Origin of the sequence: Xanthomonas sp. DAR33341 (genome assembly GCF_003992815.1) — a bacterium.
Classification (GTDB): Bacteria; Pseudomonadota; Gammaproteobacteria; order Xanthomonadales; family Xanthomonadaceae; genus Xanthomonas; species Xanthomonas cissicola.
This window is the reverse complement of the sequence record NZ_QEYV01000042.1, coordinates 25,244-38,984: the sequence shown is the minus strand read 5'-3', so window position 1 is coordinate 38,984 and position 13,741 is coordinate 25,244. Positions and strand designations below refer to the sequence as shown.

The following is a 13,741-nucleotide window of genomic DNA, read 5'->3' as shown; positions in this document are numbered from 1 at the left end:
TTACGTTGGGAAGTCGGGTGATGCGGCGATGCGGCGCACAGCCAGTACGCATAGCTCAGCGCGCATGGGGCACACGCCGCGTCTGCATGAAGTCTTCGAACGATTCGCCGCGCATGATTGCGTAGACCTGCAGATTGGTCATGCGCACCACGCGCGCGAATTTTTCGATGACGAAGAAGTTGGCGCCGTACTGCACCAGGCCAAGCCAGTCGCGCGCACGGATCAGCGCCTTCTCCTGCTCGGTGAGGTCGGCTTCCTGCATCAATACTTCTGCATCCTGCAAGAAACGATCGCGCCACGGGGCGCGGATCATGTGCCAGAAAAAGCGGTTCAGGCGCAGCGCGCGATTGCTGGTGCGCAGATCGAACAGGTACGTGCCGCCGATCTGCTCCATGCCATGGGTTTGCGGATTCATCAGCACCTCCTCAGGCCGCGGCGGCAGTGCGCGCAAGCAGTTCGGCCGAACGCGGCGCGCCGGCTGCTTCTTCGCCCGGCTCGTACAGCACCACGGTCATCGCAGTGGTGGTCATCAGGTAGTAGTTCTGATGCAGCTTGCGGATCGGCCCATCCAGCGCGCCGCGCATCGCCAGCCACATGATCTGCTCCACGCTCTCCGCACCGCCCAGGCGAACGTAATCGGTGTGGGTGAGATGCGTGAGGGTCTCGGGCGCATGCTGGAAACGGTCCAGAAATTCCATGTCCCATTCGGTGTTGTTGAACCCGGTGCGTTCGCCATGGATCTGGTGCGATAGCCCACCGGTGCCTACCACCACCACCCGAAGATCTTCCGGATACGATTCGATCGCGCGGCGTACCGCCTGGCCCAGGCGATAGCAGCGCCGCGCGGTCGGCAGCGGATACTGCAGCACGTTGATGGCGATCGGCACCACCGTGCCCGGCCAGTCCGGCACATGCGGCCATAGCAGCGGCAGCGGCGCCGCGCAGCCATGGTCGATCGGCTTGTCCTGGAACACGGTCAGGTCGAATTCGTCATTGACCAGGCATTCGGCGATATGCGCCTGCAACTGCACGTCGCCGCGGATCGGCGGCAGGTTGCGCAGGCCCGCGCCCTCGTCGGCAACCGGAAAGCGCTCGCCCACGCCCAGCGCGAAGGTGGGATACAGATCGAAGAAGAACGTCGTGCAGTGGTCGTTGTAGAAGAACACCAGCACGTCGGCCTGTTGCTCGGCCAGCCACGCGGCCACTGGCGTGTAGCCGTCGAACAACGGCTTCCACACCGGGTCCTGCTGCTTGCCCTTGTCGTAGGCCACCCCGATGGTGGGAACGTGCGAGGTCCCGATACCGCCGATGATGCTTGCCATGTTGCGCTCCTGCGACGCGGGCCGGGCCCCGGTCAGGGCAGGCGCGCGTCAGTGGGTGATTCGGGATCTGCAACGCAATGGATCCCAACAAAGGGCGACCAACGACGCCGGATCGCCAAAACGGTATCCTTGGGATCCAAATTGCCATCAAGCGATCTCATCCGCAAGGTCTTTATACCTGTAAGTGAGAGTTTTCCCCGTCGAAGGAACGTGCGCTGCGGTATGGCGCGAGAGAATGGAGCCAATGGCGAACAACCACCGATTGCAAGCGATTCAGCAGCTACGCGAATTGATCCTGTGCGGCACCTTCGCGCCCGGCGAGCGCGTCACCGAGGCGGCACTGGCCGAGCGCCTGGCGATTTCGCGCACGCCGATCCGTCAGGCCCTGCCGGCGTTATGCCAGGAAGGCCTGCTGATGCAGGCGGGCAGCCGTGGTTACGCCGTGCGGCGCTTCAGCCAGCAGGAAAGCCTGGATGCCCTGGCGGTGCGCGCAATGATGGAAGGCATGGCCGCACGCACCGTCGCCGAACAGGGCGCCCCCGCCGAGCTGCTCGCCACGTTGCATGCCTGTCTGGGCGAAGGCGACCGCATCCTGGCCAGCCGCAACCTCTGCGCCGACGATGAGCAGGCGTATGGCGCAATGAACGCCCGTTTCCACCGCGCCATCGTGGAGGCGGCCAACAAGCCGATCCTGACCGAAACCGTGGAACGCTGCACATTGGTGCCGTTCGTCAGCCCGGTCAACGTCGTGTTCGGCCAACGCACTGCCGCGCTTGCCTACGACGATCTGTTTTACGGACACAGGCAACACGGCGCGATCGTTTCGGCCATCGAACAACGCGATGGCGCACGCGCGGAATCACTGTTCCGCGAACACGCCAACACGCAACGGCACAGCATGGGAATCTGAAATGCACGTGTTGCGGCGGTTGACCCATTACACGCGCTGTGCCGCATATTGATGGATGACGTGGAGTGCACAGCGCAAACAGCGCAAGCCGATCCACTCGGCACATTGCACCAGCTCCAACCCACACGCCGGCATGCGCCGGCAATGTGGGACGCGTGACCGGCGCGCGTTACAGCGAGTGCACGATCATCAGGTTATAGCTATTGCCTGCCACCGAGTTCTCGACCTCGATAGGGAGGTAAACATTGAAGTTGAGAAGGTTCTTTTCGTCGAACCGCCAGGACAACCCAGGGCCAACATAGAACTGCCTGCGCTTGCTGTCGGGGATGCTCTGGTCGTTGGTGCGGTTGTTCTTCAACTGCTGCAGGTAATACCCATTGATGCCCAGACGCAATTGTTCGGTAACCTTGACCGAGCTGGCGAAGTTTGCCCAGAGCACATCGCCGGCCTGGCCATTGCGAAAACGGAACCCGGGAATCGGCGGCACGCCACCGGCGCGGCTGGTGCGGAAGTTGTAGAGATAATTCAGCCGCCCGCTGATTTCCCAATTGTCGCTGGGTTGCACGGTGAAGGCCCAATGCGGTGCGACCGACCAGAAACCGGTACTCTGGTTGATGGCGATATCGCGATCGAACTTGCCCACGGGCGCGAAGGCGTCGATGGCAAACCGCTGGAAGAAGAACACCCGCCCATCGCGCATCACTGGTGGCATCTGCAGCGCCGGCCCGAACGAGATATCGCCCATACCCAAGCCATTGCTGCTCAAGCGCACCGGGCTATCGGCAGCGACGGAGGTGTCGTAATTGACCAGCGGCACGATCGCATTGAAGCTCAACGAACCACCGTTCCAGGTGTATGGCGTGACGTAGATGAGCTGAGTCAACGCGACGCTGACCCCAACCTTGGGGTCGCGGAACGCAGGCGAATTGTCGCCGCTGGCATTTTTGATCGCATCGAAATCGTAGTAACGCAGATACTCGATGGCCGTCCATCCAGGCTTCATGGAGCCGAAGCCATCTAGAAAACTGGTGCCCCCCAAATTGACGCCTTGCGGTGGCGCCGCGGTTTCCGGCACAGCCTGCGCCCACGCTGCTGGCGACGCTGCGGCCAGCAAGGCAGCGATGATCAATGCAGGTTGACGAGGCGACAGCGCACGCGACAACACCGAACCACAACGAGCAGACGAACGGACGCGTTCCACTAGGCGAATCTCCGATGCAAAGGGAATGGATGACTGCGATGCGACGCGACGTGGAGGGGGGAGAAAACGGGACCGCAAGACGGCGACGCGCGGTGTGCGCCATCAGGACCGCGATGGGTAAGGGTGTCGTCTGCAGCCCGAATGCGCTGACTCAGCCGGTGCCGATCCGCAGCAGCAGCGACCCGAGCCGTCGCTGGAACAACCAGCGCCCCTGCTCGAGCACCAGCACATCCTCGAAGCTGCCCAGCAATGCCGGCGATTGCGCCGTCCACGGCGGCGCTGCGGCGGTATCACCCGCGGTGTAAAGCAGTACGTGGCTGTGCGCGTGCGCCAGCGTGTGCGACTGGACGCTGACCAAGGTATCGAGCATCAGGTGGCACGTCGTGCGCGGCGCACGCTCGCGAAACGACTGCAAGATGGCCTCGCGCCCATGCACGGGCGCATCCGGTGCACTGGGGCGCGCGAACACACCATCGTCGGTGAACAACGCGGCGAGGCCGGCATGATCATGGCGATCGTTGTACAGCGCGAACCGGCGGATCGCTTGCTCGCAGGCGATGATGATCGAGGCGTCTTCGTGCATGCAGCGCTCCTCAAGACGTGACCAACGCAATCTCAATACCCGACGAACGACGTGTTTGGGCAGCAGTCGCCACGTCATGCCACGCGTTCGGCCGACGCGCCATCACGCGGCCTGCAACCAGTCGCGCAGCGCGTCGCTGACGGCGGCAGGTGCTTCGACCGGCGCCATGTGCCCGCAGTGCTCGAAGATCGCCAGCCGCGCCTGCGGAATGTGTCGTGCCATGTCCTGATGCCGCGCCAACGGGCTCCACGCGTCTTGTCGCCCGACTCCCAACAACGTAGGACACGTGATGTGCGCGAGCACCGGCCCCGCATCGGGGCGTTCCAGCAAGGCGTTGGTCTGCCCAGCAAAACTCTGCGCACTGTGCCGCTGCACCATGGCCATCAAGCCATCCATCAACTCGCTGTCGGCGCTGTGATCGGGGTGCAGCATCGGCGGCAGCCAGCGCTGCGCCAGCGCCTGCATCCCCTGGGCGTGCGCCAGTCGCACCAACGCAAGTCGTTCTTCGCGTTCGCCGGCGCGGCGCGGCGCGATGCCTGTATCCAGCAGGGCCAGCCGCAGCACGCGCGCGGGCGCCTGGCGCATGATGTCCAGCGCGACCCGTCCGCCCATCGAATGTCCCGCCAGCGCAAAGTGCGGCGGCGCGACGGCCAATACATGCGCGGCCATCTGCGTGATGCTGTCGAAGCCGGCGAAATCCATCACCTGCACGTCGGCCAGATCGCGCAGCGCGACGCGCTGCGGTTGCCAGATGGCGGCGTCGCACAGCAGGCCGCACAACAGCAGCACTGCCGGCTTGGACGAAGGAGGCGCAGACGAGGTCATGGCGCGACTGTAGCCACGGCAGCCACGCACGTCGTATGGAACCTGCTGCCTTCGCTATAGCATCAAAGGCATATCAAGGCATGACAGGCAGCCGCCGACGCCGATTGCGGCGGCTGGCGCGATTGGCTCACGCGCCGCCGGAGGCGCGCTTCCACAGCACATCGACCAACGGCGGCAACTTGCCGGCCAGGCCCAATACCGATCCGCGCAACAACGTCAGGTGCATTTCGTCGTTGGAAAACACCGTATTGATCGCATCGAAGCCGTAGGCGGCAACGGTGTTCTCGCTGCGCCGGGTACGTGCCCAGCGTTGCAGGCGATGCGGCGCGGCCCAATCGGCACGTTTGGCCATCGCCTCGCGCACGCGCTGCCGCAACGCCGCCACATCGCGCAGGCCCAGGTTGACGCCCTGCCCGGCCAGCGGATGCACCACATGCGCGGCATCGCCCAGGGTCAGCACGCGGCCGCTGACGTACTGCTGCACCAATTGCCGTTGCAGCGGGAAGGCGGTGCGTGCCGACACCACGCGTACCTCGCCCAGGCGCGCCGCGAAGGCCTGGGTCAACTCCCGCGAGAAATCGGCATCGTCCAGCGCCAGCACGCGCTCGGCGTCGGCATCCGGCAAGGTCCACACGATCGAACTGCGGCCATCGGCGAACGGCAGGAAGGCCAGCGGCCCGGTCGTCAGGAAGCGCTGCCAGGCGGTGGCCTGATGCGGGTGTTCGGTTTCCACGAAGGCGACCACGCCGCGCTGTGCGTAGGCATGCCGGGAGACCGGCAGCCCGGCGAGTTCGCGCAGGGTGGATGCTGCACCATCGGCGGCAATGGCCATTGCCGCTTCCAGCCGGCTGCCATCGTCCAGGCGCAGGCGCACGCTGGCAGCGTCCTGCTCCAGCTCGACCACGCGTGCCGGGCAATGCACTTGGATGCCGGCCGCATGCACGGCGGCCCACAAGCGGTCCACCAGCACGTCGTTTTCGATGATCCAGCCCAGTTGCTCGCGTCCCAGAGTGTCGGCATCGAAGCCCAGCTCTCCGCCTCCGCCAGCATCCCAGACCCGCATGCGCCGGTAAGGCTGCACGCGGGCGGCACGCACCGCATTCCACACGCCCAGGCTGTCGAGCAACGCGGCGTTGTCGGCGGCGAAGGCGTAGACGCGCAGATCGGGTTGATCGGGTTGATCGGGTTGATCGGCGTGCCAGCGTGCAGGCTCGCGCCCTTCGACCAGGGCAACGCTCAGCCCGGCATCGTTCAACGCCAACGCGCAGGCCGCGCCGACAACGCCACCGCCGACGATCACGGCCTCGCGCGTGCTGCGCCGGCTCATGCGCTGCTCCGGCACAGTTGCGGCACATCGCCACGGAAGCCCATGGCACCGCCCACCAGCATCGATTGCAGCGGGGCCGCCTGCGAGGTCGCAAACAAGCCCAGGCTACGCAACGGCCGCAGCAACGGCGCCGGGTTGCCGGTGAGCCGCGCCAGACCGCTGGAAAACCCGATGGTGTGCTCGCGGTCCACCCGCCGCCGCGCCAGATACTCGGCCAGCAACGCACCGGCACCGGCATCGCTGCGATCGTGCTCGATCAATTCGGCCAGCGTCAGCGCATCGCGCAACCCCAGGTTGAAACCCTGCGCGCCGATCGGATGCAGCGTCTGCGCCGCATTGCCCAGCAGCACCACGCGTTCGGCGATGAGGCTGTTGGCCAGCACCTGCACCAGCGGATAGGCACTGCGCTCGCCGCTGGCGACCAAGCGCCCGGCACGCCAGCCGGCTGCTCGCTGCAGGCGGGCCAGCCAGCCGGCGTCGTCGAGCGCAGCCACGGCTTCGGCCTCGGCGCGCGCCACGCAATGGATCGCGCCGTAATGGCGGTCGCCGCGCGGCAACAGCGCAGTTGGCCCATGCTCGCCAAAACGCTCCCAGGCCGTGCCATCGGGCGGTCGTGACGCACGCACGCGCGCCACGAACAGGGTCTGCAGGAAATCGTGGGCATCGGTACCGATATGCAGCAGCTCGCGCACCGCGCTATCGCTGCCGTCGGCGCCGACCACCAGTTTGGCCTGCACACGTTGCTCGCCCGCATCGGTGGCCAGGCGCACCGCGCGCAGATCGTCCTGCACCGGCTCTATGCCGATGCACCGCGCAGGCCGGTAACGGCGCAGATGGGTCAGTTCGTCCAGACGCGTTTGCAAGGCATCGCCGAAGTCGCGTGCCACCACCACCTGGCCGAAGGCGTCGCGGCCATAATCGGCCGCGTCCAGTTGCACGCGGCCGAAGTCCCCGGCGCGGCTGACATGGATGCGCCGGATCGGCCCGGGCGGGCTGCGCAGCTTGGCCATCACCCCGAGCGCACCCAGCGCGTTCACGGTGGCCGCGGCGAAACTGAGGTTGCGTTGATCAAACACTGCCGGCGGCGCACCGGCCGGAGTGGCCTCCACCAGCCCGACATCCAGGCCGAGGCGGTCCAGCGCAATCGCGAGGCTGGAGCCGACCAGGCCGCCGCCAACGATCAGAACGTCATGGGGATGTGTCATTCCCACATGATAAGCCTTCGCCCCCTGCGCGTTGCCGCCGGAGGGCGGGACATCTTGCCGCGCCCGCTGCCGCCTGCACCTTGCATGGCTTGCTCGCACTGCAGGGCTTCACGCCTTCCCCGAACGCATGCAGCCGCTGGCAAGACCTGGCGAGCAGTCGCCAGGCGGGCGTTGACGGCGCACCCAGAAACGGCGATGCAGGCGTGGTGCAGGCCGATTCCGGGCGCCGGCCACGCCCGCTTGGCACTGCGCAGTCGTTCTGCAGCTGCCGTGACCCAAGCCGCGGGCAGCACCACTTCCACGCTACACTCCAGGGCCTGTAATCCGGCCCGCTTCGCGCATGACTTCTCGTTCGCACGACACCCTGATTCTGAGTCTGCTCGCCGTGTTGATGGCGGCTACGCGGATCAATCACTTCGCGCCGGTTCCGGATGCGTCCTGGGCGGTGTTCTTCATCGGCGGATTTCATCTGGCTGCGCGCACCAGGCTGGCATTTCCGCTGCTGATGCTGCTGGCCGTGGCGGTGGACTGGCTGGTGATCACCGGCCAGGGGCTGAGCTTCTGGCAGCACTACTGCGTGTCGCCAGCGTACTGGTGCCTGATCCCGGCGTACTTCGCGATGTGGGCCGGCGGCGTATGGCTGCGCCGGCACTACCATGGCGCACAGTGGAGCGCGCTGGCGCGGCTGGTGCCGGCCCTGCTGATCGCCGTGGCGCTGTGCCAGCTGATCGCCCAGGGCAGCTTCTACCGGATCAGCGCCAGCGTGGCCGACCCGACCGTGGCCGGCTGGTCCAAGAATTACACCGACTGGCTGGGGCCATATCTGCGCAGTGCCGCGCTGTACGTGGCGGCAGCCGCGGTGATCCAGGTGGCTGCCGAGCGTCTGTCCGCACCGCGTCGCCAGCCCTACGCCGGCTAAGCCATGGGCAACCGTCTCTCTCGTATCTATACGCGGACCGGCGACGACGGCAGCCGGACCGGCAAGGATGCGTTGCGCGTCAACGCCTACGGCACCGTGGACGAAGCCAATTCGGCGATCGGCGTGCTGCTGGCCGCACCCGGCGTGCCGGAGCCGATCGCCGCACTGCTGACCACCGTGCAGCATCAGTTGTTCGACTTGGGCGGCGAGCTCTGCATCCCCGGCCACGCGGCCATCGACGCGACCGACATCCAGGCGCTGGAGACGCAGCTGGACGCCTTCAACCAGACGCTGCCCGCACTGCAGGAATTCATCCTGCCGGCCGGTGGCGAGGCCGCCGCGCGCTGTCATCTGGCCCGCACCATCGTGCGCCGGGCCGAGCGCGAGACCGTTGCGCTGTCGCGCCAGGAAGCGGTGCGCGGCGAGGCGATCGGCTACCTCAACCGCTTGTCCGACCTGCTGTTCGTGCTGGCGCGCGTGCTGGCGCGTGCCGATGGTCGGCAGGAAGTCCTGCGGCGGCACGACCGCCGACGCGGTTGAGCATGCGCCCGGGTCGGCGCAGAGGCTAGAGTTGCCCCATGTTGGTCTTTACCCATCCCGCCTGCCTCGGTCACGACGCCGGCCCTGAGCACCCGGAAAGCCCCGCCCGCCTGGAAGCGGTGGTCCAGGCCCTGCGCGGCGCATTCCCGGATCTGGACTGGCGCGAAGCGCCGTTGGCCAAGCTGGGCGACCTGTGCCGCGTGCACGAGCGCGAGCAGGTGGATGCGGTACTGGAAACCGCCTTCGACGGCTATCGTCAGCTGGACGTAGATACGCGCATGGTGCCGGCCTCGCGCGCGGCCGCCTTGCGCGCCGCCGGCGCCGGTATCGCCGCCGTCGATGCGGTGATGCAGGACCAGACCCGCACCGCCTTCTGCGCCGTGCGTCCGCCCGGTCACCACGCCACCGCACAGGTGTCGATGGGATTTTGCCTGTTCAACAACATCGCCGTGGCCGCCGCCCATGCGCGCGACCGGCATGGGCTGGAGCGCATCACCATCGTGGATTTCGACGTCCATCACGGTAACGGCACCCAGGCGATCTTCGAACGCGACCCCGCCGTGCAGTACCTGAGCACCCACCAGTCCGGGCTGTATCCGCATTCGGGCAGCGTCTACGAGCGCGGCGTCGGCAATATCCACAACCTGCTGCTGCCACCGGGCAGCGATGGACTGCGCTTCCGCAATGTCTGGGAAGACGAGATGCTGCCGCTCGTCGATGCCTTCCGCCCGCAGTTGATCCTGATCTCCGCCGGCTTCGATGCACATCTGCGCGACCCACTGGCCGACCTGATGCTGGACGACGACGATTTCGCCTGGCTCACCGGCGCGCTGCGCACCCTGGCCGACCGCCATGCACGCGGCCGCGTGGTCTCGATGCTGGAGGGCGGCTACGACCTGCAGGCGCTGCGCGAAAGCAGCGTGGCGCACGTGGCAGCGCTGCGCTGAACCCCGGCCGGGGCGCCGGTCGCGCCACCGGTGGCGATGAACCTCGCCCACCCGGCGCCGGCGCTCTTCATTGCCCCTATGCGGGGTATGCGGCAAGCTAGTCGCCATTTTATTGGTTGAACCCACGCGTGCGCCGAGCTCTCCGCCTGCTGCCCCTGCCTTTGAGCATCGCCATCTGCCTCCCGGCCATGGCTGCCGACAAGCCGTTGAACTGGGGACTGTGCCCGGCCGTAGACCCGCTACCCGGCTTCGACGGCGCCCCTGCCGCCGACCCCAAGGCGGCCGAAATGCGCCAGCAGTTGCCGACCGACATCGAAGGCGACCAGCTCTCCGGCACCAGCACCACCCCGCAATACCAAGGCAATGTTGCGTTGAAGCGCGGCGACCAGTTCCTGGGTGCCGACAACCTGCGCATGGACACCGAAACGGGCAACTACATCGCCGAAGGCAATGTCCGCTACCAGGACACCTCTTTCCGCATGGTCGCCGACCGCGCCGAAGGCAATCAGGATACCGACACCCACAAGGTCACCAACATCCAGTACCAGTTGGTGGAGCGCCGCGGCAATGGCGACGCCGAATCGGTGGACATGCAGGGCCAGGTCGGGCAAATGCATCGATCCACGTACACCACCTGCGACCCCTCGCAGCCGATCTGGCGCGTTCGCGCGCCCGAGATCGACGTCGACAACGAAGAAGGTTTCGGCACTGCACGCAACGCGGTGCTGCAGATCGGCAAGGTGCCGGTGCTGTACTTCCCGTGGTTCAAGTTCCCCATCGACGACCGGCGGCAGACCGGCCTGCTGTTTCCGCAATTCGGGTTGTCCGGTCGCAACGGCTTCGATTACCTGCAGCCGATCTATCTGAACCTGGCGCCGAACTACGACGCCACGTTGCTGCCGCGCTACATGAGCAAGCGCGGTTTCATGTTCGGCACCGAATTCCGTTACCTGTACGAAGGCGGTCGCGGCGAAGTCACCGGCAATTACCTGCCCAACGACAAGTTGCGCGACAAGGACCGCGGCAGCGTGTTCTACAGCGGCTACCACAACGTCAACACCCACTGGCAGGCGCGCAGCAGCATCTCCTGGGTCAGCGACACGCGCTACGTCGAAGATTTCACCAGCCGTCTGAACGGCATGGGCTCGGCTTCCAGTCTGCAAAGCACCGTGGGCATCTACGGCACCGGCGAAACCTGGACCGCAGGCCTGATGGCCGACCGTTGGCAGCTCACCGACTACACGCTGGACGAGCAGGCCCTGCCCTATAACCGGCAGCCGCGCGCGTATTTCACCTGGGAAAAGCCGTTTGGCATTTTCGAGGCGGGCGTCTACGCCGAAGCCGTGCGTTTCACCCATGACGACTCCTACTTCGTCCAGCCTCCGAGCCCCAGCGCTCCAGGCGACACAAACAACCGCGACGATAACGACGAGTACGTCCGTACCAATATCCGCAACAAGGAATATGGCAGCGGCGCGCGCCTGGACGTCAAGCCGTATATCTCGATGCCGCTGTCGGGCGCAGCGTGGTTCCTGACGCCCACCGTGGCATGGCGCTACACCGCGTACCAACTGGATTCCACGCTTGCCAACACCGCACCGCTGACCGGCAATCGCACCCCGTCGCGCAGCCTGCCGATCGCCTCGCTGGACGCCGGCCTGTATTTCGATCGCGAAACCTCGCTGTTCGGCACCAACTATCTCAATACGTTGGAGCCGCGCATGTACTACCTGTACGTGCCATACCGCGACCAGGACGATCTGCCGGTGTTCGACACCCGTCCGTTCACCTTCAGCTACGGCCAGCTGTTCCGCGACACCCGCTACACCGGTGCCGACCGCCAGAACGATGCCAACCAGCTGACCCTGGCGGTGACCTCGCGTTGGCTGCGCCAGGACGATGGCCGCGAAAAGCTCTCGCTGAGCGCGGGCCAAATCCTGTACTTCAGCGACTCGCTGGTGACCATCAACAACAGCAACAACTCGGCGGCCGGCAGCGAGCAGACCGTCGAGCAGGGCAAGTCGGCCTGGGTGGCCGACGCCAACTACATGATCAACGACCGCTGGTCGATGGGCGCCACCTACCAGTGGAACCCGAACTCGCGCAAGGAAGATCTGGCCAGCCTGCGCACGCGCTATCTGCTCAACAACGACGGCATCATCAACCTGGCGTATCGCTACCGTCGCAACCTCACCGACAACAGCGACCAGCTCAAACAGGCCGATTTCTCCTTCCTCTACCCGATCAACCCCAGCTGGAGCGCGGTCGGTCGGTATTACTACTCGCTGCTGGACCGCAAGCCGCTGGAAATCATCGGTGGCGTGCAATGGGACAGCTGCTGCCTGGCGGTACGCGGACTGGTGCGCCGATTCGTGCGCAACCGCGATGGCGAGATGGACAACTCGATCCAGATAGAGTTCGTGCTGAAGGGCTTGAGCTCGTTCGGGCAGAACACGGACCGCACTTTGCGCCGTGCTATTCTCGGCTATTACCGCGACGACCTCTACCTGGTCCCGCCCAGCAACACCACGACCAATCCGGACGATTACGATCCGAACCTGATTCCATGACCAAGCCTTTCTCTGTTGTTCTCGCCTCGCTGCTGGCCATCACCAGCACGGTTTCGCCGTTGGCCTCGGCACAGCAATCCCAGCCGCTGGATCGCATCGCTGCCATCGTCGACGAAGACGTGGTGCTGCAGAGCGAGCTCGATCGCGCCGTACGCAACGTCAAGTCGCAGTACGCCGGTCGCGAAAACCAGCTGCCGCCAGACGATGTGCTGCAGCGCCAGGTCCTTGAGCGCTTGGTGCTGGTCAAGTTGCAGGTCAGCCGCGCCGATGGCAACGGTATCCGCGTCAGCGACGAGGAGCTCAACCGCGCCATCGCTAGCATCGCCCAGCAGAACGGCACGACCGTGGATGGCTTGCGCCAGAAGCTGGCGGCCGACGGCATGGGCTACGCCGATTTCCGCGCATCGGTGCGCGACGAGATCATCGTGCAGCGCCTGCGCCAGAGCTTCGCGCAGAGCCGCATCAGCGTGAGCGAAGGCGAGGTGGATACCGCGCTGGCCCAACAGGCCGCCACCGGTAGCCAGTACCACCTGGCGCACATCCTGATCGGCTTGCCGGAAGGCGCAAATGCCGAGCAGATCGCCACCGGCCAGAAGAAGGTGGATGGCGTCAAAGCCTTGATCGACAAGGGCGAGCTGGATTTTTCGGCCGCTGCGGTGCGTTATTCCGATAGCCCCAATGCGCTGGAAGGTGGCGATCTGGGCTGGCGCAGCCTGGATGAAATTCCCAACGCATTCGCGCAGCTGATCCGCGACATGCAGCCTGGCCAGGTGGCCGGACCGCTGCGCGGCCCGAGCGGCTTCCAGTTGCTCAAGCTGGTGGAAATGCGCGACGCCAATGCCGGCGGCGAAAAGAAGATGGTCACCGAGTACCACGCACGCCACATCCTGGTGCGGATCGGCGACAACCAAAGCGAGGCGCAGGCCAAGGCCAAGATCGATACGATTCGCGCACGCATCGTCGGTGGCGCCGATTTCCAGGCGACGGCCAAGGAGTCCTCGGAGGACACCAACAGCCGCGGCCAGGGTGGCGATCTGGGCTGGTTCCCAGCCGACGCGTTCGGCCCGGACTTCGGCAAGCAGGTCGAAAGCTTGACCGACGGCGCGGTCTCCGAGCCGTTCCGTACCCAGGCGGGCTGGCACATCGTGCAGCGCGTCGGCAGCCGCCAGACCGACGTCAGCGCCGAGAATCAGCGCGCGCAGGTGCGCGAAACCATCGGTCGCCGCAAGCTGGAAGAAGAGTACAACCGCTATCTGCAGGAACTGCGTGGCGAAGCGTATGTGAGCTACCGCACCGGCGACCGCGCCGATGACAACGCCACTGCCGCTCCAGCCAAATCGCCAGACCCTGCAGCGCCCTCGCCGCCGCCGGCAAAGCCGACGCGCTGAGGGC

At 65.8% G+C, this 13,741-nt stretch carries 13 protein-coding genes and 1 other RNA gene; 6 read left to right on the top strand and 8 right to left on the bottom strand.

Annotation, left to right across the window (positions count from 1 at the left end; all coding sequences use genetic code 11):
* Positions 1–55: 55 nt before the first annotated feature.
* The gene (locus tag EO156_RS21945; protein WP_003487477.1) at positions 56–415 is read right to left on the bottom strand and encodes a protocatechuate 3,4-dioxygenase subunit alpha; all 360 of its coding nucleotides are present in this window, start codon (positions 413–415) and stop codon (positions 56–58) included.
* A gap of 10 nt (positions 416–425) precedes the next feature.
* Positions 426–1,322: a gallate dioxygenase gene (locus EO156_RS21940; protein WP_003487475.1), complete on the bottom strand. Its 897-nt coding sequence runs from the start codon at positions 1,320–1,322 to the stop codon at positions 426–428.
* 235 nt (positions 1,323–1,557) lie between these two features.
* Here EO156_RS21940 and EO156_RS21935 point away from each other — a divergent pair, with 235 nt between their 5' ends.
* Positions 1,558–2,232, top strand: coding sequence for a GntR family transcriptional regulator (locus tag EO156_RS21935; RefSeq protein WP_016851354.1), 675 nt, complete (start codon positions 1,558–1,560; stop codon positions 2,230–2,232).
* Positions 2,233–2,401: 169 nt separating this feature from the next.
* Here the strand turns inward: EO156_RS21935 and EO156_RS21930 are convergent, their stop codons facing one another.
* The 6 genes from EO156_RS21930 to EO156_RS21905 form a co-directional block, all read right to left on the bottom strand.
* Complete coding sequence (locus EO156_RS21930) at positions 2,402–3,433, bottom strand: transporter (RefSeq protein WP_029828127.1); 1,032 nt, start codon at positions 3,431–3,433, stop codon at positions 2,402–2,404.
* A 151-nt stretch (positions 3,434–3,584) separates the two neighbouring features.
* Positions 3,585–4,016, bottom strand: coding sequence for a nuclear transport factor 2 family protein (locus EO156_RS21925; RefSeq protein ID WP_011050589.1), 432 nt, complete (start codon positions 4,014–4,016; stop codon positions 3,585–3,587).
* Positions 4,017–4,118: 102 nt separating this feature from the next.
* Positions 4,119–4,841, bottom strand: a complete 723-nt coding sequence (locus EO156_RS21920) for an alpha/beta fold hydrolase (protein ID WP_003487465.1) — start codon at positions 4,839–4,841, stop codon at positions 4,119–4,121.
* Between the two features lie 127 nt (positions 4,842–4,968).
* A complete protein-coding gene (locus EO156_RS21915) occupies positions 4,969–6,168 on the bottom strand; it encodes a UbiH/UbiF family hydroxylase (RefSeq protein WP_033482920.1) in 1,200 nt (399 codons plus the stop codon).
* Entirely contained in the window at positions 6,165–7,373 is a 1,209-nt protein-coding gene (gene ubiH, locus EO156_RS21910) for a 2-octaprenyl-6-methoxyphenyl hydroxylase (RefSeq protein WP_029828124.1), read from the bottom strand. The genes EO156_RS21915 and ubiH overlap by 4 nt, the downstream gene beginning before the upstream one ends.
* A 134-nt stretch (positions 7,374–7,507) precedes the next feature.
* Positions 7,508–7,585: non-coding RNA, sX9 sRNA (locus tag EO156_RS21905), on the bottom strand.
* A gap of 128 nt (positions 7,586–7,713) precedes the next feature.
* Here EO156_RS21905 and EO156_RS21900 point away from each other — a divergent pair.
* The 5 genes from EO156_RS21900 to EO156_RS21880 all read left to right on the top strand — a co-directional run bounded on the left by EO156_RS21900 (position 7,714) and on the right by EO156_RS21880 (position 13,737).
* A complete protein-coding gene (locus EO156_RS21900) occupies positions 7,714–8,292 on the top strand; it encodes a hypothetical protein (RefSeq protein ID WP_016850346.1) in 579 nt (192 codons plus the stop codon).
* Between the two features lie 3 nt (positions 8,293–8,295).
* Entirely contained in the window at positions 8,296–8,832 is a 537-nt protein-coding gene (locus EO156_RS21895; RefSeq protein WP_033482890.1) for a cob(I)yrinic acid a,c-diamide adenosyltransferase, read from the top strand.
* 38 nt (positions 8,833–8,870) lie between these two features.
* Positions 8,871–9,779 carry a histone deacetylase family protein gene (locus EO156_RS21890; RefSeq protein ID WP_005925835.1) on the top strand — a complete coding sequence of 303 codons (909 nt, stop codon included), beginning with the start codon at positions 8,871–8,873 and terminating at the stop codon, positions 9,777–9,779.
* Positions 9,780–9,895: 116 nt separating this feature from the next.
* Positions 9,896–12,349: an LPS-assembly protein LptD gene (gene lptD, locus EO156_RS21885; protein ID WP_016850344.1), complete on the top strand. Its 2,454-nt coding sequence runs from the start codon at positions 9,896–9,898 to the stop codon at positions 12,347–12,349.
* Positions 12,346–13,737 carry a peptidylprolyl isomerase gene (locus EO156_RS21880; RefSeq protein ID WP_016850343.1) on the top strand — a complete coding sequence of 464 codons (1,392 nt, stop codon included), beginning with the start codon at positions 12,346–12,348 and terminating at the stop codon, positions 13,735–13,737. Before lptD ends, EO156_RS21880 begins: the two co-directional genes overlap by 4 nt.
* The last annotated feature ends 4 nt before the right edge of the window (positions 13,738–13,741 follow it).